17 protein-coding genes are annotated in these 16,875 nt (G+C 61.9%); 14 read left to right on the forward strand and 3 right to left on the reverse strand.

The genetic code is table 11. The features are described 5' to 3' along the window. Positions 1 to 19 precede the first annotated feature (19 nt). The 7 genes from V0R37_RS13105 (at position 20) to flhF (ending at position 9,609) form a co-directional block, all read left to right on the forward strand. On the forward strand, positions 20 to 1,072 hold the full coding sequence (locus V0R37_RS13105) for a protein-glutamate methylesterase/protein-glutamine glutaminase (RefSeq protein ID WP_420374939.1): 1,053 nt from the start codon (positions 20 to 22) through the stop codon (positions 1,070 to 1,072). 44 nt (positions 1,073 to 1,116) lie between these two features. Beyond that, complete coding sequence (cheY, locus tag V0R37_RS13110) at positions 1,117 to 1,506, forward strand: chemotaxis response regulator CheY (protein WP_420374940.1); 390 nt, start codon at positions 1,117 to 1,119, stop codon at positions 1,504 to 1,506. A gap of 12 nt (positions 1,507 to 1,518) precedes the next feature. After that, a complete protein-coding gene (gene cheZ, locus V0R37_RS13115; RefSeq protein WP_420374941.1) occupies positions 1,519 to 2,166 on the forward strand; it encodes a protein phosphatase CheZ in 648 nt (215 codons plus the stop codon). Positions 2,167 to 2,353: 187 nt separating this feature from the next. Further along, positions 2,354 to 3,880: a methyl-accepting chemotaxis protein gene (locus V0R37_RS13120; protein WP_420374942.1), complete on the forward strand. Its 1,527-nt coding sequence runs from the start codon at positions 2,354 to 2,356 to the stop codon at positions 3,878 to 3,880. A 103-nt stretch (positions 3,881 to 3,983) separates the two neighbouring features. Then, the gene (gene flhB, locus V0R37_RS13125; protein ID WP_420374943.1) at positions 3,984 to 5,144 is read left to right on the forward strand and encodes a flagellar biosynthesis protein FlhB; all 1,161 of its coding nucleotides are present in this window, start codon (positions 3,984 to 3,986) and stop codon (positions 5,142 to 5,144) included. After that, entirely contained in the window at positions 5,141 to 7,255 is a 2,115-nt protein-coding gene (flhA, locus tag V0R37_RS13130) for a flagellar biosynthesis protein FlhA (protein ID WP_420374944.1), read from the forward strand. The genes flhB and flhA overlap by 4 nt, the downstream gene beginning before the upstream one ends. Further along, the gene (gene flhF / locus V0R37_RS13135; RefSeq protein ID WP_420374945.1) at positions 7,252 to 9,609 is read left to right on the forward strand and encodes a flagellar biosynthesis GTPase FlhF; all 2,358 of its coding nucleotides are present in this window, start codon (positions 7,252 to 7,254) and stop codon (positions 9,607 to 9,609) included. The genes flhA and flhF overlap by 4 nt, the downstream gene beginning before the upstream one ends. A gap of 97 nt (positions 9,610 to 9,706) precedes the next feature. On the opposite strand, the gene V0R37_RS13140 is transcribed toward flhF, so the two are convergent. From V0R37_RS13140 to flgA, 3 genes are all read right to left on the reverse strand, one after another. Further along, positions 9,707 to 10,183 (reverse strand): flagella synthesis protein FlgN, encoded by a 477-nt coding sequence (locus V0R37_RS13140; RefSeq protein WP_420374946.1) that lies wholly within the window; start codon positions 10,181 to 10,183, stop codon positions 9,707 to 9,709. Positions 10,184 to 10,208: 25 nt separating this feature from the next. Further along, on the reverse strand, positions 10,209 to 10,496 hold the full coding sequence (gene flgM, locus V0R37_RS13145; RefSeq protein WP_420374947.1) for a flagellar biosynthesis anti-sigma factor FlgM: 288 nt from the start codon (positions 10,494 to 10,496) through the stop codon (positions 10,209 to 10,211). A gap of 121 nt (positions 10,497 to 10,617) precedes the next feature. Further along, positions 10,618 to 11,328: a flagellar basal body P-ring formation chaperone FlgA gene (gene flgA / locus V0R37_RS13150; RefSeq protein WP_420374948.1), complete on the reverse strand. Its 711-nt coding sequence runs from the start codon at positions 11,326 to 11,328 to the stop codon at positions 10,618 to 10,620. A gap of 178 nt (positions 11,329 to 11,506) precedes the next feature. Between flgA and flgB the strand changes: the two genes are divergently transcribed. From flgB to V0R37_RS13185, 7 genes are all read left to right on the forward strand, one after another. Beyond that, on the forward strand, positions 11,507 to 11,920 hold the full coding sequence (gene flgB / locus V0R37_RS13155) for a flagellar basal body rod protein FlgB (RefSeq protein ID WP_420374949.1): 414 nt from the start codon (positions 11,507 to 11,509) through the stop codon (positions 11,918 to 11,920). 28 nt (positions 11,921 to 11,948) lie between these two features. Then, positions 11,949 to 12,365: a flagellar basal body rod protein FlgC gene (gene flgC, locus V0R37_RS13160; protein ID WP_420374950.1), complete on the forward strand. Its 417-nt coding sequence runs from the start codon at positions 11,949 to 11,951 to the stop codon at positions 12,363 to 12,365. Between the two features lie 87 nt (positions 12,366 to 12,452). Next, positions 12,453 to 13,094, forward strand: a complete 642-nt coding sequence (locus V0R37_RS13165) for a flagellar hook capping FlgD N-terminal domain-containing protein (RefSeq protein WP_420375035.1) — start codon at positions 12,453 to 12,455, stop codon at positions 13,092 to 13,094. Between the two features lie 70 nt (positions 13,095 to 13,164). Next, positions 13,165 to 14,595, forward strand: a complete 1,431-nt coding sequence (locus V0R37_RS13170) for a flagellar hook protein FlgE (RefSeq protein WP_420374951.1) — start codon at positions 13,165 to 13,167, stop codon at positions 14,593 to 14,595. 10 nt (positions 14,596 to 14,605) lie between these two features. Continuing rightward, positions 14,606 to 15,349: a flagellar basal-body rod protein FlgF gene (gene flgF / locus V0R37_RS13175; RefSeq protein WP_420374952.1), complete on the forward strand. Its 744-nt coding sequence runs from the start codon at positions 14,606 to 14,608 to the stop codon at positions 15,347 to 15,349. Positions 15,350 to 15,396: 47 nt separating this feature from the next. Then, entirely contained in the window at positions 15,397 to 16,182 is a 786-nt protein-coding gene (gene flgG / locus V0R37_RS13180) for a flagellar basal-body rod protein FlgG (RefSeq protein WP_420374953.1), read from the forward strand. A gap of 2 nt (positions 16,183 to 16,184) precedes the next feature. Next, on the forward strand, positions 16,185 to 16,871 hold the full coding sequence (locus V0R37_RS13185) for a flagellar basal body L-ring protein FlgH (RefSeq protein WP_420374954.1): 687 nt from the start codon (positions 16,185 to 16,187) through the stop codon (positions 16,869 to 16,871). The last annotated feature ends 4 nt before the right edge of the window (positions 16,872 to 16,875 follow it).

Consider the following 16,875-nt stretch of genomic DNA (forward strand, 5'->3'; position numbering starts at 1 on the left):
GTTTTTTGAATCGTAAAGAATGAAGAAAATTCGTGTCCTGTGTGTTGATGATTCCGCCTTGGTCCGAGGACTGATGACGGAAATCATCAATAGCCATCCCGATATGGAGGTGGTCGCGGCCGCGCCCGATCCCCTGATCGCCCGCGAGCTTATCAAGCAGCACAATCCCGATGTCCTGACCCTGGACGTCGAAATGCCCCGCATGGACGGTCTGGATTTTCTGGAGCGCCTGATGCGGCTGCGGCCCATGCCCGTGGTCATGGTGTCGTCGCTGACCGAGCGCAATTCCGAGGTGACCCTGCGCGCGCTTGAACTGGGCGCCGTCGATTTCGTGACCAAACCCAAGCTGGGCTTGCGCGATGGCTTGATGGAGTACGGCGAACTCATCGCCGACAAGATACGCGCGGCGGCGAATTCGAAGCCGCGCCAGGCTGCGCAGGCCGGCGCCGCTCCGCGCGCGCGCCTGACCCAGCCTTTTTCCACCACCGAAAAGCTGGTGCTGATCGGCGCTTCCACGGGCGGGACCGAAGCCATACGGCAGGTGCTTGAACCCTTGCCGGCCAATAGCCCCGCCATCATGATCACGCAGCATATGCCGGCCGGTTTTACCCGGTCGTTCGTGCAGCGCCTGGACAACCTGTGCGCGGTCCAGGTTCACGAAGCCGAGGACGGCCAGCGCGTCCTGCCGGGGCATGTCTATCTGGCTCCGGGCGGGCTGGCCCACATGAAGCTGGCCCGTTCGGGCGCGAATTACGTGGTCAAGCTGGAATACAGCGATCCGGTCAATCGGCACCGCCCTTCGGTTGATGTATTGTTTCACTCCGCGGCCCAGGTGGCGGGAAAGAACGCCGTGGGCGTGATCCTGACCGGCATGGGCAAGGACGGAGCGCAAGGACTGCTGGCCATGAAACAGGCCGGCGCCACGACCTTTGCGCAAGACGAAGCCAGTTGTGTTGTATTTGGAATGCCGCGCGAAGCCCTGCACATCGGTGCAACGGAGAACGCGGTGCCGTTATCGGAAATGAGCGAGCGCATTTTGGCCAGCGCCGGCTCTTATGGCCATCGGGTCTGATTTCTTTGCCGGACCGTTGGTTTTATTATTTTGGAGAGTGTTAAGTGGTACAGAAAACCATGAAAATCCTGGTCGTTGATGATTTTCCGACCATGCGTCGCATCATCAAGAACCTGCTCAAGGACCTGGGGTTCGAGAACGTCGATGAAGCGGAGGACGGCGCCATGGGATTGGAAAAACTGCGCAACGGCAATTTCGAATTCGTCGTGTCCGACTGGAACATGCCGAATATGGACGGACTGACCATGTTGCAGAATATCCGGGCCGATGCCGCGCTGGCCAAGCTGCCTGTTCTGATGGTGACGGCCGAGGCCAAGAAGGAAAACATCATCGCCGCCGCTCAGGCCGGCGCGAATGGCTATGTGGTCAAGCCGTTCACCGCAGCCACTCTTGAAGAGAAGCTGAATAAAATCTTCGAAAAACTCGAGTCGTAAGGGAAGGCAAGCATGGATACCGCAGACAATCCCACAGCTCGGGCGATAGGCGGCGAGCCGCCCGTCGATTTGATACATCGTATTGCATCGCTGACGCGCATGCTGCGCGAAAGCATGCGCGAGCTGGGACTGGACCAGGCTATCAAAGATGCCGCGCATGCCATTCCCGATGCGCGCGACCGCTTGCATTACGTCGCCCACATGACCGAGCAGGCGGCCAATCGGGTCTTGAACGCCGCTGAGCAGACGCAGCCTTTGCAAGACAGCATGCAGCGCGATGCCAAAGCCTTGGACGCACGCTGGCAGGCCTGGTTCGACCACCCGGTCGAATTGGTCGAAGCGCGCGAGCTGGTGGACGACACCCGGGCTTTGTTGAAGTCGGTTCCTGAAAAAACGGCGGCTTCGCAGAACTACCTGCTTGAAATCATCATGGCGCAGGATTTCCAGGATCTGACCGGTCAGGTCATCATGAAAATGCTGGGCGTGGTGTCGGCCATCGAGACCGAGCTGGTGCAGGTGCTGGTCGACAATGTGCCGCAAGAGCGGCGTGAAGAAACCAAATCGCTTATGAACGGCCCGGCCGTCAATCCCGAAGGCAAGGTCGATGTCGTCACCAGCCAGGATCAGGTCGACGATTTGTTGTCCAGCCTGGGTTTTTGACACATTTTCGATACAAATACTTTCGATTTTGATACAGTGGAGGCCATCGAGCTGAAGTAGACATCACGATAAGAACGGGCGGGCACGCTAAGCGGCACCGCCTCGAAAAACTGGTTATTTGCGCGAGGGGGTGATCCGTATGGGCCACCCCCGATCCACATAAATAAAGCAAAGTCAGGAGACAAACATGAAACAGACGACCAAACGCACGGTGGGTGTATCGCGTTTGCTTAACCGGCTTAGCAGCGGGCGGGCGACATTGTCCGACCGCGCCTGGACGTTCAGCCCGTTAGCCTGGCCTTTATCCCGTTTCCTGTCGGCTTTGCGCGATCGTTTCGTCACAATGCGCCAGGCCAGTATCGATATTTCCCTGAACACGGCCCGCCTGCTTGCGCAAACGCTGGCCTGCCGCGACATGGCCCGTGAACAGGCCGCCGAGTCCCAGGGCCTGGCCACCCGAGGCGCCCAGATCGCCGCCATGTCCGAAGAAACCTCGGCATCCGTCGGTGAAATCGCATCCACCTTTCACGACCAGATGAATGTCGCCCGGCAAACCCTGAGTCAACTCAATGAACTGCACCAGCGCGTCAGTCGCGTCACGACGCAGATGGAGGTCTTCTCCGGCGTGGTGTCGCAGCTTAGCCAGCGCGCCCAGTCGGTGGACGACACCAGCCGGCTTATCAAGGATATTGCCCTTCAGACCCATTTGCTGGCGCTCAATGCAGGGGTCGAAGCGGCGCGCGCCGGCGAATCGGGCAAGGGCTTTGCCGTGGTCGCCAGCGAGGTGGGCAAGCTGGCCGAGCGCGTCAATGCGGCCACCGGGGAAATCGTGGCGCATGCCGGCGAAATCCTGGAGCTGGTCGCCAGCACGCGCGAGAAAACCGACCATATCCATCAGGACATGACCTCATCGGGCAAAGTGGTTACCCAGTTCACCGCCAATTTCGATCAGTTCGTCAAAGACTTCGAGCATATGGACATCCAGATGAACGAAGTGGTGCACACCGTGTCGCAAGTGGCTTCGACCAACCAGGAAATGAACCATGCCATCGAACGGATAGCCGTGCTCAGTTCGCAGGTCCAGAACCGCATGGTCACCATGAACGACCAGGTGGTTGCCGTGCGCGACAAGTCCGAGCATCTGCAAGAGATGCTGGCGGCGCTGCGCACCGGCAACACCCCCTTCGATGCCTTGGCCGCCATGCTCGATTCGCTGCAGTCGGCTTGCAAAAAGCTGTTGCTGCAAGCCAGGGAGCAGGGCACCGATATTTTCGATCAGCAATATCAGCGTATTCCCGGCAGCAATCCTCCGCGTTACCACACCCGCTACGACAGCGCCATCGACCAGCAACTGACGCAAGTGCTGGACTATATGCTGGAGCAACTGCCGGGCGGTTTCTATACCCTGCTGATCGATCGCAACGGCTATTGCCCAACTCACAACACCCGCTATTCCCGCCAGCCCACCGGCGACCTGGATCACGATACCCGCCATGTGCGCAACAAGCGCATTTTCGATGATCCGGTCAGCCTGGGCGCGGCCGGGAACCGGGCGGGCGTGCTGTGCCAGACTTATATGCGCGATACAGGTGAAATTGTTACCGACTTGTCGGTTCCGCTGGATATCGACGACGGCCGCTGGGGGGCTGTGCGCATAGGGGTGGATTATTCGCGTTTCGAAGAGCTGGCCTCTGAAGGACAGCGGCCGAATTAAGCGCATTTATCCTGTTTGCTTGGCCATTCGTTGCATACAGGGGTCGACTAGAATTCACGTGGAATAATCCACCCCCGTCAACCCCCCCCGTTTTAAGCACCGCATGGCAGAGGACAGCGACCTCGAGAAAACCGAACCCGCCTCGCCCCGGCGCCTTGAGAAGGCGCGCGAGGAGGGGCAGGTTGTGCGCTCGCGCGAGCTGAACACCTTTTTATTGCTGTCAGCCGGTGTGGCGACGCTATGGTTCGGCGGCGCCGGCATGTATCAGAGCCTGACCGGCATCCTGCGCTCGGGCTTATGGTTCGACCCGCGTGTCGCCGGCGACACGCAGGTCATGCTGGCCGTGGCGACCAATTCGGCCTTCCAGGCCTTGCTCGCCTTGCTGCCCTTGTTCGGCTTGCTGGTCGCGGTGGCGATCTTCGCGTCGGTGGTTCTGGGCGGCTTTCTTTTTTCCACCAAGGCGCTAGAGCCGAAGTTCGAGCGGATGAACCCGATCAAGGGTGTGGCCCGCATGTTTTCGGCCCAGACCATGGTGGAGCTGGTCAAGACGCTGGCCAAGGCCTCGGTGATCGGGATTGTCGCCGCGCTGGTGATTTCGAATTACCGGGATCAGATGATTTCGCTGATGCACACCACGCCCACCGAGGCCCTGACCTCGGGCATCGGCCTGGTGGCCCTGTGCTGCGCCCTGATCGTGGCGGCCTTGTTTCTGATTGTGCTGATCGATGCCCCCTGGCAGATATTCAGCCACTTCAAGAAAATGCGCATGTCGCGCGAAGACGTCAGGCAGGAGCACAAGGAAAGCGAAGGCGACCCGCACGTCAAGGGCCGCATCCGCCAGCAGCAGCGCGCCATGGCGCGGCGGCGGATGATGTCCGAGGTGCCCAATGCCGATGTCATCGTCACCAATCCGACCCATTACGCCGTGGCCCTCTCCTACAAGGAAGGGCAGGGCGGCGCGCCCAAGGTCATCGCCAAAGGGTCGGGGCTGGTTGCCGCGCGCATACGCGAAATCGGCGCCGAGCATAAAGTGCCCATGCTCAGCGCGCCGCCCCTGGCGCGGGCCTTGCACCATAATGTCGAACTGGGCCACGAGATTCCGGCCGAGCTGTATTCGGCCGTTGCCGAAGTGCTGGCCTGGGTGTTTCAACTACGCAGCTGGACCATGGGAATGGGGGCGGAACCGCGGCAGCCTTCCAGTCTGCCGGTTCCGCCGGGGTTCGATCCCCTGGAAAAGAATAGGGTCGCGACAAGCGCATCATGAACAGTTTTTTAGCTTTACTCAAAGACAACGGTTCGGCCCATGCCCGCCTCCTGGCGGGGCCGATACTGATCCTCATGGTCCTGGCCATGATGATCCTGCCGCTGCCGCCGTTCATCCTGGACTTGCTGTTCACCTTCAATATCTCCCTGTCGGTGATGATATTGCTGGTCGCCATGTTCACCAAGAAGCCGCTGGATTTCGCCGCCTTCCCCGCCGTGCTGCTGTTTGCAACCTTGCTGCGCCTGGCGCTGAACGTGGCGTCGACCCGCGTGGTGCTGCTGCACGGACACAAGGGCCCCGATGCGGCCGGACAGGTCATCGAGGCCTTCGGCCACTTCCTGGTGGGCGGCAATTTCGCCGTCGGCATCGTGGTGTTCATCATCTTGGTGATCATCAACTTCGTGGTCATTACGAAGGGTGCGGGGCGTATCGCCGAGGTCGGCGCCCGCTTTACCCTGGATGCCATGCCGGGCAAGCAGATGGCCATCGACGCCGACCTGAACGCCGGCCTGGTGGGCGAGGACGAGGCGCGCCGCCGCCGGACCGAAGTCGCCCAGGAGGCCGAGTTCTACGGCTCCATGGACGGCGCCAGCAAGTTTGTGCGCGGGGATGCCGTGGCCGGCCTGCTCATCATGGTCATAAATATCATAGGCGGCCTGATCATCGGGGTGGGCCAGCATGACCTGGCTTTTTCCGAAGCCGGCCGCGTGTACACCTTGCTGACCATCGGCGACGGCCTCGTTGCGCAGATCCCGGCCCTGGTGATCTCGACCGCGGCCGGTGTGGTGGTGTCGCGCGTGGCCACCGACCAGGACGTCGGCCAGCAAATGGTCAGCCAGCTGTTCGCCAATCCCAACGTACTGTTCATCACCGCCGGCATCATGGCCGCCATGGGCCTGATTCCCAATATGCCCCATGTGGCTTTCCTGCTGCTGGCCGCCGCCCTGGCCGGCGGGGGCTGGCTCATGCTCAAGCGCCAGCAGGCTGAACTGGCCCAACAAGCCCAGGAACCCATCAAAGCACAGGCGGCCGTCGAGGCTGCCGCCGCCGAGGCCAGTTGGGACGACGTGGCGCTGCTCGATCCCCTGGGGCTGGAAGTGGGCTATCGCCTGATCTCGCTGGTCGACCATGCCCAGAACGGCGAGCTGCTGCACCGCATTCGCAGCCTGCGCAAGAAGTTCGCCCAGGATGTCGGCTTCCTGCCCCCGGTCGTTCATATACGCGACAACCTGGAACTCAAGCCCAACGACTATCGCATCCTGTTGTCGGGGGTCGAGATCGGGCATGGCACGGCCACTCCCGGCCAGTGGCTGGCCATCGATCCGGGCGGCGTCACCATGAAGCTGCCGGGCACGGCCACGACCGACCCCGCTTTCGGCCTGCCGGCCGTCTGGATAGATGTTGCGCTGCGCGAACAGGCGCAGATCGCCGGCTATACCGTGGTGGATGCAGGCACGGTCATTGCCACGCACCTGAACCATCTGATGCATCGCTACGGCGCACAATTGCTGGGCCGCCAGGAAGTCCAACAGTTGCTGGACCACATCGGACGCGAAGCGCCCAAGCTGGTGGAAGACCTGGTGCCCAAGACGGTCAGCCTTACGCTTTTGCAGAAAATACTGCGCGGGCTGCTGGACGAGGAAGTACCCATACGCGATGTGCGCACCATCATCGAAACGCTGGCCGAACACGCGCCGCGCCTGGCCGCGCTCAATCCGGCCGGCGCGGGACCCGATCCGGGCGAGCTGCTGGCCCTGATCCGCTCGGCCCTGGGCCGGGCGATTACCCAGCAGTGGTTCCCCGGCGACGCCGAGCTTCGGGTCATAGGCCTGGATGCCCGCCTGGAGCGTGTCCTGACCCAGGCCCTGACCACCAGCGGGGCGCTGGAGCCGGGCTTGGCCGAAAACGTGCTGACCGAGGCCGGCCGCGCCATACAGACGCAGGAGGCCAACGGCGACGCCACGGTGCTGGTCGTTCCGCCCGTCTTGCGTCCTTCATTGTCGCGTTTCCTGCGCCATCATTTTCCTCAGCTGGGCGTGCTGTCCAGCGTTGAAATCCCCGATGAGCGCATCTTGAGAATCACCTCGGTGATAGGCGGGAGCGCGCCGTGAACATAAGCCGCTTCTTTGGCAGCACGAATCGCGAGGCCTTGCGCCAGGTGCGCCTGGCGTTGGGCCCGGACGCAATGATCGTCTCCAACCGCCGCATCAACGGCGGGGTCGAGATCCTGGCCGCCGATCCCACGTCGGCGGCGGCCGATGAGGCGGTCCAGGCGATGCCCCCGGCCCAGCCGGCGCTTGGCGAGGCCCCTCGTCCGGCTCCGCCTCGCCAGCCGGCGCCGGATGCCCGTGTCGAAGTCATGAGCGCTATCGGAGAAATGCGCGGCGCGCTGGAAAGCCGCATCGACGAGCTGATGTGGGGCAACCAATTGCGCCGCGTGCCGCAGGCGGCCTTGCTGTTCCAAAGCATGCTGGGTTTCGGTTTCAGCACGGCGCTGTTGCGCGCCATGCTCAAGCGCCTGCCCGAACACTTGTCCGCCAAGGCGGCCTTCCAGTGGGCGCGCAACGAGCTGGCCACCCATCTTCCTGTATTGGAAAGCGAAGATGCATTGTGGACGCCCGGCAGGGCTCTTGCGCTGGTGGGGCCGACCGGCGTGGGCAAGACCACCACTATCGCCAAGCTGGCCGCGCGTTGCGTGCGGCGTGCGGGGCCGGGCAGCCTGGTGCTGTTGACCACCGACACCTATCGTATCGGCGCGCACGAGCAACTGAAGATATACGGGCAGATGCTGCGCGTGCCGGTGCATGTGGTGCAGGACATGCAGGAACTGCGCCGCATCGTGCAGGGTATAAGCCCCGAGCAGACCATCCTGATCGACAACGTGGGCATCAGCCAGCGCGATCGCTATATTTCGGAACAGGCGGCCATGCTGGCGGGAGCCGGCCGGGCGGTCAATCGGCTGCTGGTCCTGAATGCGTCCAGCCATGGCGATACCCTGGACGAGGTGGCGCGAACCTATGCGAGCGACGGCGGCTCTCCGCCCATGGGTTGCATCATCACGAAAATCGACGAAGCCAGCCGCTTGGGCGCCGCCCTGGATACCGCCATACGCTATCAGTTGCCCATACACTATGTATCCAATGGGCAGAAGGTTCCCGAGAATCTGATCTTGCCGAACGCGGCTGATCTGGTCGACCAGGCCCTGGCGCACAATCAGCAGGCCAGCGCCCTGTATGCGCCGACCGAAGCGGATTTTGCCGCGCTCATGTCCTTGACCAAAGTGCCGGAGGACACCACTCAGGCCGCGGCCGCCGAGAGCCGGCGCAAACGCCTGCTGCCCGGGCTGCTGTCCATGGCCGGCGGCTCCGGCCTGGGCCTGACGATGGACGATCTGCATGCCGCTTGCGCCTACATCGACGATCAGGCCTCGGTATCCGAGGCTTACGATTTGTGGCGCAGCTATACCAACGCCAAGCCGGATGCCACGCTATTGGACAGCTATGTCCGGCACATGGTCCGGGTTGCCCAGAACGAGCTGGCCGACAGCGGCCGCCGTGTGCTGGCCGTGCATGAGCAGGCGGCCATTGCCAAGCAGTCCGGCGGGCGCGGCCATTTGCGCGCCGCCTTGCTGATCGACGATGGCGGCCAGGCCCTGGCCACACCCATGCAGCAGCTGAGTTTTGCCGATGGCTGGCTGTCGTCTTGCGGCGCGGCCGCCCAGCATGCGCCCAACGCCAACGACGCCCTGCATCATCAGATCCAGTGGCTGGCAAGCAACCATGGGCAGCTTCCCATGGTTCACCTTTTCGATGGCGGCAGCCAGGCTTTGCTAAGGCGCATCGATGCCTTGCGGGTCGATTGGCTGGCGCAGTGCACCCCCGCGACCCGCATCGAATTCGACTCCTGCGCGACCACGGCGGGCGCCTTGTCCAAGACCCTTAAGCACACGCCGCTCGATGCGGCGCAACTGCCCGCCCTGGGCGAATTGGCGGGGCATGCCGCCGGCGATGTGGTTATATGGGCGGCAACGGAAAAGGTCCAACTGACTGGTCGTGGATTGGCGGCCGTGGACGTGCAGCTGCTGACTTTGCGCATCTTGAAGCGCAGCGACGGCGTCCTGGTCAAGACCTTGTTCGGCCTGGCCCGTACCGCAGGTTCGCCGGCCACCACCGAGTGGCTGGCGGGCGGCTTGTTGATCCGTGCCCAGGCCAAGCAGGGCATGCGCTATGCCGCGCGCTGCTGGCAGAGCCTGGCCCCGCGCAGCGAAGCCGGTTCTTTACAGAAAAAGGCGTTGACGGCCGTTCAATCGGGCCTGGCCGCCTGGCAGCTGAAGCAGGACGGTCAAGGGGCCACCGCGCGCGCCGTGGCCGCCAGCCTGGTTGCCGGCAAGCCCGAATTGCCGGCGGGCCTGGCCGCGGCCGGCTTGTTCAAGCTATTCGCCCTGAAGGAAATGGTGGGACCTTAGCCGGTTTTCGGACAGAATGATGCGGTCAGAAAGACGAGGCCGGCTGAATTCAGCCGGCCTCGTCTCTTTGGGCGAAACTTTTCGCGTATGTATGGGGTCAACCGACCTTGATATTGCGGGTCTGTCCCTTGGCGCCTGCCTGGGTGCGGCCGCTGGCATCGTATAAATTGCCTATGCCCGCAAGCGTGCGCAGGGTTTCCAGGGTCTGCTGATTATGCGTAAGAAAGGTATCGATGATGATGCCGTTCGACGCGTTCAGTTCGTTGGCCTGGCGGGCCCTGTCGTAGAGCTGGCGGCAGGCCGCCTGCAGCGAGGCGTGTTCCAGGGCGGCGGCGTCCAGTCCGGCCTTGTCGGCGCTGTATCCAAGCTGCGTCAGCAATGATAGGCGGCGCTCGGAGGCCGCAGCCAGCTTCTCGGCGTAATCGTTCTTTTGCGCGGTGCTTTCGGCCAGGGCTTGTTCGTTGGCGGCCTCGGTGAGGGCCAGGGTTTCAGCCTCGAGGATAGTGATGAATTCCCGCAGCAGTTCATTTTCCTGAAGCAGGCAGGTATTTAGTTGGGCAAGCGCGTCGTTCATGAATACGAATACAGGCAGGACGGGATTACTTCAGCAGGTCGCGCACGCTGGCCAGCAGGCCGTCGGCGATGCGGCTTGGGTCTATCTTCAGTTGGCCCGAGGCGATGGCGTCGCGGATTTCCTGGACGCGCGCGACGTTGATGTCGTTGTCGCTGCCTTGCAGGTTGGATAGATGGCGGGCGGCGGCGCTTAAGTCGACTTTGCCGCTATTGGCCGTACCGGTCGAAGACACGTTTGCACCGGTCACGTCGGTCCGGGTGCCGGCGAGGGGGCTGGCGGCTGGGCCTTTCAATGAGGGTGTGGTGATCTTCAAGGTATTCTCCGGAAACTGGCGACTAGTTTACTTTGTTTGCTGTGTTCTTTTACGGCCAACAGCGGGCAAACTTTAGCCTTGTTGTCTGTTTTTACCTGCGCTTACGCGGTCGCCCGGATTGTTACATTATCACTTGAACGGTGTTGGCATTCAATACCGTGCCGTTGACAATCTGGCCCGAGCTGGACCGCACCTGGATTTGCGCGCCGGGCGCGCCGCTTTGCAGGGCCTGGCCTTCGCCGGTGGCGACAAAACCGGTGCCGCGCGCCTCGGTGCGCACAGTCTGGCCGCGTTGTATGGAGTTGGGATCGCGCAGGGCGCGCGACTTGATCGGTGTGCCCGCCGAAATGCGTTGCGACGCAATATAGCCCACCGCCTGGCTGGGGTCGAACACCACGCCGCCCGCCAGGCGCAGGATGTCGCCTTCGCGCGCGCTCATGTCGTCCAGGCTGATGACGTCGCCCGACTGTATGTTGCGATTGGCGACATAGTAGTAACCCTGAATGCTAAGGCTGGCTTGCACATAGCTGGTCCAGGCCTCGGGCGCCATGCAGCGCACGCCGACGGTCATGCGGGTGCGCAAGCGCTGCCCGCTGGGCAGGAAGGGCTGCAAATGGTCGCAGGCCGCCTGGCCCGCGATGCGCGGCGCTTCCACATTGATATGAGCCGAACCCGGATAGCTGCTGGCCTGTCCCAGCAGGAAACGTTCGACTTCTTCGACGACCAGGGCTGGGTCCTGCGCGGGCGGGACGGCACCGGGTGCGGCGGCCCAGGTGGAAGCGCTGGTGAAGGCGCTTGCCGCCAGGGCGAAAAGGGCAAAAAACTTCAGCATGACGCCATTTTATAGAAGGTGCCGCGCCCGCATTTCCGGAATTGGCTGTCAATTGGTGGCTTGTTTCGTAGTTTACGAATAGGGTCGCCACTTTACTATGCTGGTGTATAGGCGGTAGTAGGCCGTTATTTCAGTTCCATGCCTTGCAAAAGGCGGGTATTTATCTTGCGAGTGGCAAATGATTGATCGGATCGGTGACGATTTGGGCTTTTATCAGAAGGCTATCGACCTGCGTCAGCAGCGCCAGGAGGTGCTGTCGGCAAATATCGCCAATGCGGACACGCCCAACTATAAAGCGCGCGACTTCGATTTTAGCTCGGCGCTGGAGCAGGCCATGGGCGGCGGCGGCAGCATGCGCCTGCCCGATACCCAACTTGCGCTGACCTCGGCGCGCCATATACCGGCCAAGGCCGTGGCGCCCGATCCCGCCGAACTGTTGTATCGCCAGCCTTTGCAGCCCAGCATGGACGGCAACACGGTCGATATGGATGTCGAGCGTGTGCAGTTCGCCGACAACACGATGCGTTATCAAACCGACCTGAGCATTATCTCCGCCCGCATCAAGGGCATTATGGCGGCCCTGCAGCAGTAAGCAGGCACGGCATAAAACAGGATCAGCGATGTCTTCATTGAGTATTTTCCAGATTGCAGGCTCGGCGCTTACCGCGCAGTCCCAGCGCATGAACGTCACGGCCAGCAACTTGGCCAACGCGGACAGCGTGGCCGGCCCCGACGGGCAGCCCTACAAGGCCAGGCAAGTGGTGTTCCAGATGGCCCCGACGCCAGGCCAGGCCTATGCGCAGTCGGTGGGCGGCGTGCGCGTGGCGGCGGTGGTTGAAAGCGCCGCGCCTCCGCGCATGCAGTACGACCCCAAGAACCCGCTGGCCAATGCCGACGGCTATGTGGTCATGCCCAATGTGGATGTGGTCGCTGAAACGGTAAACATGATTTCGGCATCGCGTTCGTACCAGGCCAACGTGGAAGTCATCAATACGGCCAAAAGCCTGATGACCCGTACCCTGTCCATAGGCCAGTAAGCCAGGGTTATATAACCCGGCATTTTTTATACGGAGCAAGGCGTGGCTACAGTCAATAACGTCGATACCACGGGCAACGCGGCAGCCATGGCAGCCGCCAATGCCAGCAACAACAACCTGATGGGCGATACTCAGGACCGCTTCCTGACTCTGCTGGTCACCCAGTTGCAAAACCAGGACCCGCTCAACCCCATGGACAATGCGCAAGTCACTTCGCAAATTGCCCAGATGGCCACGGTTAACGGTATCAGTCAGTTGAACAATACCCTGCTGGCGCTGTCCGGCCAGATGGATGTTTCGCAGTCCATGCAGGCGGCCGCGCTGATCGGCAAAGACGTTCTGGTGCCCGGCACCAAGATATCGCTGGGCGGCGAAGCCGGCGCCAAGGTGGCGACGCCTTTCGGCGTGGACCTTATTTCGCCCGCCACCAAAATCACGGTCACCATCATGGACGGTTCGGGCAAGGCGGTGCGCCAGATCGAACTGGAGCCCCAGTCCGCCGGCATCATTTCGGTGGAGTGGGATGGCAAGGCCGACGGCGGGGCAGAGCTGCCCGACGGCGGCTACACCATCAAGGTATCGGCGTCCGATGAGGACGGCAAGGAAGTAGCCGCCGGTCCGCTGACTTATGGCAAGGTGGCCAGCGTGGCGTACTCCTCCAACGGCTTGCAGCTTGATCTTGGCCTGGCCGGCAAGGTTTCCCTGCTGGATATCCGGAAAATTATGTAGTTTTGCGGCATTCGCTGCGGCGCTGTGGCGTGCCGCATCACTAACAAGTTAATAGTAAACGAGGTTAATCATGAGTTTCGGTCAAGGTTTAAGCGGCTTGAATGCCGCATCGCAGACACTGGATGTCATCGGCAACAATATCGCCAACTCCGGCACGGTGGGCTTCAAGTCCGCGAGCGCCACCTTCGCCGACGTCTATGCCAGCTCGGGCGTGGGTCTGGGTACCCAGGTCTCCAGCATCAGTCAGCGCTTCACCATAGGCACGATTTCCAATACAGGCAATCAGTTCGACCTGGCCATCGATGGCGACAAGGGCCTGTTTCGTGTCCTGGATCCCAATGGCAACGTCCTGTATACCCGCAACGGCCAGTTCTTCCCCAACAAGGAAGGTTTCATCGTCAACGCCCAGGGCTATCGCCTGACGGCTTACGAGGAAGGCGGCACCAACATCGTTCCAGTGCGCGTACCCACGGGCAATATCGCACCGCAGGCCACCACGACCATGTGGTCGACGATGAATCTGGATGCGAACGCGGAGCTTGCTGGCGGGCAGGTGCTGGAGAAGGAGGGCGTAGTGGTGCTGGGTGGCACAAACTATACCTATACAGGTAGCTGGGCCGCCCCGACGTGGACTGGAGCTGTTCCTAATGGTACTTTTACCACCGGCACTGCCGGTGTGTCAGTAACCTTTGCGGCTGGCGTTCCCGACGCGGCCAATCCGCCTGCTATTCCTGAGGGCGGCGGTAACACGGACTACGTTGCGCCCGTCGCCGCTGCCCCGTTTGACCCTGCTGTCGCGAGTAGCTTTACTCACCAGCTACCCATCAATATCTACGACTCCCTGGGCAATTCTCATCAGGTGACCCAATATTTTGCCAAGCGCCCGGCAACGGCTGGCGGCAGTGAATGGGATGTGTATTATCGCTTGGGTGGCCAGCCTTTGACCTCGCCGGTGGACGGCGGCCTGAAGCTACAGTTCGATAAGGCTGGCCGGCTTACCTCTCCGACGACACCACAGCTGCTTACTGTAACGCCCCCCACCGGCGGTTCTCCCGCCGACGAACTGAATTTCACCGTCGACTACGCCAACTCCACGCAATTTGGCGGCGACTTCACCTACAAGTTCGACCGTAACGGTTTCGCCACCGGTGAATACGCCAGCATGTCGATCACGGCGGACGGGTCTATCGTTGCCAACTACACCAACGGCCAAACGCAAGGCCTGGGCTACCTGGTTTTGGCCGACTTTGCCAACTTGCAGGGCTTGCGGCCCGAGGGCGGCAACGCCTGGGCCGAGACCTCGACATCGGGCCAGCCTATTTTGGGCCGCCCCGGCACCAACAGCCTGGCCCTGGTCAAGAGCCAGGCCGTTGAAGAATCCAATGTGGACCTGAGCCAGGAACTGGTCAACATGATCATTGCGCAGCGCACCTACCAGGCCAATGCGCAAGCCATCAAAACCCAGGATCAGGTTGTGCAAACCCTGATCAACATGCGTTAAGCGGGCGTAAATGGACCGCATCATCTACACCGCCGCGGGCGGCGCCGCAAGAGTGCTGGAGCAGCAGGCCGTCATTAGCAACAATATGGCCAACGTCAGCACCACGGGTTTCCGCGAACAGTTGGCCATTTACCGCTCGGTTCCCGTCGTGGGCCACCCCGGCATGCCCACCCGCGTGTCCACGGTAACGTCCACGCCGGGCAGCAATCTTCAGCAGGGCACCATGGTCGAAACCGGCCATGCCCTGGATGCGGCCATTACGGGCGATGGCTGGTTCAGTGTGCAGACGCCGCAAGGCGAGGCCTACACCCGCTCGGGCGAGTTCGCGGTCAATACGCAAGGCCTGCTGGTCACCCAGCAAGGCTTTCCCGTCATGTCGGCCGACGGCGCGCCGGTGGAAGTTCCCGAGCGGGGCGCGGTCACGTTTTCAGGCGACGGGCAGATCTCGGCCCTGGGCGCGGGCGACAATCCCAACGACATCCAGCTTATCGGGCAGTTGAAGCTGGTGAATCCGCCCGCCGCCGACATGGTGCGCGGCGACGACGGTTTGTTTCGCGTGGCCGGCGGCCAAGCGGCGCAGGCCGACCCGCAGGTGCGCATGATTGCCGGCTTTGTGGAAAAGAGCAACGTCAATCCCGCCGAAGCCATGGTGGGCATGATCGCCAACGCCCGCCGCTTCGAAATGCAGATGAAGGTAATACAGGACGCCAGCGCCAATGCGGAGCGGGCCAATTCCATACTGTCGACCAATTAACGCTTGTGTGCAATGGCGCCGGCTTGCCCGCGCCGCAAGGAAAATAAATGATACGTTCACTCTGGATAGCCAAAACCGGGCTGGAATCGCAGCAGACCAATATGGATGTGATTTCCAACAACCTGGCCAACGTCAACACCAGCGCCTTCAAGCGCGGTCGCGCCGTGTTCGAAGACCTGATGTACCAGACCATACGCCAGCCCGGAGCCCAGGTGGGCGCCGCCAACCAGCTGCCTTCGGGCTTGCAGATCGGCACCGGCGTGCGCACGGTGGCGACCGAGCGCATCCATACCCAGGGCAATGTGAAAGAAACCGGCAATCCTCTGGATATCGCCATCCAGGGCAATGGCTTCCTGCAAGTGGAATTGCCCGACGGCACCTTTGCCTACACGCGCGACGGCAACCTGCAAAAAGACCAGAACGGCCAGTTGGTGACGGCCGGCGGCTATCCCATCCAGCCGCCCATCAATATCCCCGATAACGCCCTGACCCTTACGATTGCGCGCGACGGCACTGTGTCGGTCACCCAGCCGGGCGCCGCCGGCGTCAATGTGCAGATCGGTCAGTTGCAGTTGACTACCTTCGTCAACACCACGGGCCTGCAAAGCGCCGGCGAGAACCTGTATTTGGAAACCGACGCTTCGGGTCCGGCCAACTTCGCCCAGCCGGGCCTGGATGGCGCCGGTCTGCTGCTGCAGCAATATACCGAAACGTCCAACGTGAACGTGGCCGAGGAACTGGTGAACATGATCACCACACAGCGCGCCTATGAAATGAACAGCAAGGCCATCCAGACTTCGGACCAGATGCTGGCGCGCCTGACTCAACTGTAATAATGCTTAAACGTCTTATCCGCTTTCTGCTTTGTCTGGTTGCCGCCGCTTTGTCGGGTTGTGCCCTGGTACCCCCCGAGCCTGTTGTAACGGGTCCCTTGACAGCGCCGCCGCCGCTGCCTGCCTTGCCCAGCGCGCAGGCCAATGGGGCCATCTATCAGCCCACCGCCTACGGCAACTACCCCCTGTTCGAGGATCGCCGGCCGCGCAATGTGGGCGATATCGTCACGGTCGTCATCCAGGAGAAGACCAACGCGGCCAAGAACGTGCAGACCACGACGGATCGAAGCGGCAGCGCCGGCCTGGACATGACGCTGGCTCCGGCCATTCTGCCCACCGACCTGGGCGCCAAGCAGAATTTCGGCGTAAGCGGCAACAATGCATCGCAGGGCAAGGGGTCCACCCGCGCCGACAACACCTTCCAGGGCACGCTGACAACGACGGTCATCGGCGTGTTGCCCAACGGCAATCTGCAGATCGCCGGCGACAAGCAGATTGCCATCAACCGGGGCAGCGAACACATCCGCTTCTCCGGTGTGGTCGATCCGCGCTCCATCACGGGCTCGAACACGGTGTCGTCCACACAGGTGGCGGATGCCCGCATCGAGTTCCGCAGCAAGGGCACCATGGACGAAGTACAGACCATGGGCTGGCTGCAACGCTTCTTCCTGAATATTTCCCCGTTCTGACAGG

Origin of the sequence: Pollutimonas rozaliensis, from assembly GCF_048751585.1 — a bacterium.
In the GTDB taxonomy this organism is placed as follows: Bacteria; Pseudomonadota; Gammaproteobacteria; order Burkholderiales; family Burkholderiaceae_B.

What these genes read in the sequence shown, in the direction of transcription:
- V0R37_RS13105 (WP_420374939.1), top strand. Translation starts at nt 20, where the DNA reads ATGAAGAAAATTCGTGTCCTGTGTGTTGATGATTCCGCCTTGGTCCGA.
- cheZ (WP_420374941.1), top strand. Translation starts at nt 1,519, where the DNA reads ATGGATACCGCAGACAATCCCACAGCTCGGGCGATAGGCGGCGAGCCG.
- V0R37_RS13120 (WP_420374942.1), top strand. Translation starts at nt 2,354, where the DNA reads ATGAAACAGACGACCAAACGCACGGTGGGTGTATCGCGTTTGCTTAAC.
- flhB (WP_420374943.1), top strand. Translation starts at nt 3,984, where the DNA reads ATGGCAGAGGACAGCGACCTCGAGAAAACCGAACCCGCCTCGCCCCGG.
- flhA (WP_420374944.1), top strand. Translation starts at nt 5,141, where the DNA reads ATGAACAGTTTTTTAGCTTTACTCAAAGACAACGGTTCGGCCCATGCC.
- V0R37_RS13140 (WP_420374946.1), bottom strand. Translation starts at nt 10,183, where the DNA reads ATGAACGACGCGCTTGCCCAACTAAATACCTGCCTGCTTCAGGAAAAT.
- flgA (WP_420374948.1), bottom strand. Translation starts at nt 11,328, where the DNA reads ATGCTGAAGTTTTTTGCCCTTTTCGCCCTGGCGGCAAGCGCCTTCACC.
- flgB (WP_420374949.1), top strand. Translation starts at nt 11,507, where the DNA reads ATGATTGATCGGATCGGTGACGATTTGGGCTTTTATCAGAAGGCTATC.
- flgC (WP_420374950.1), top strand. Translation starts at nt 11,949, where the DNA reads ATGTCTTCATTGAGTATTTTCCAGATTGCAGGCTCGGCGCTTACCGCG.
- V0R37_RS13165 (WP_420375035.1), top strand. Translation starts at nt 12,453, where the DNA reads ATGGCAGCCGCCAATGCCAGCAACAACAACCTGATGGGCGATACTCAG.
- V0R37_RS13170 (WP_420374951.1), top strand. Translation starts at nt 13,165, where the DNA reads ATGAGTTTCGGTCAAGGTTTAAGCGGCTTGAATGCCGCATCGCAGACA.
- flgF (WP_420374952.1), top strand. Translation starts at nt 14,606, where the DNA reads ATGGACCGCATCATCTACACCGCCGCGGGCGGCGCCGCAAGAGTGCTG.
- flgG (WP_420374953.1), top strand. Translation starts at nt 15,397, where the DNA reads ATGATACGTTCACTCTGGATAGCCAAAACCGGGCTGGAATCGCAGCAG.
- V0R37_RS13185 (WP_420374954.1), top strand. Translation starts at nt 16,185, where the DNA reads ATGCTTAAACGTCTTATCCGCTTTCTGCTTTGTCTGGTTGCCGCCGCT.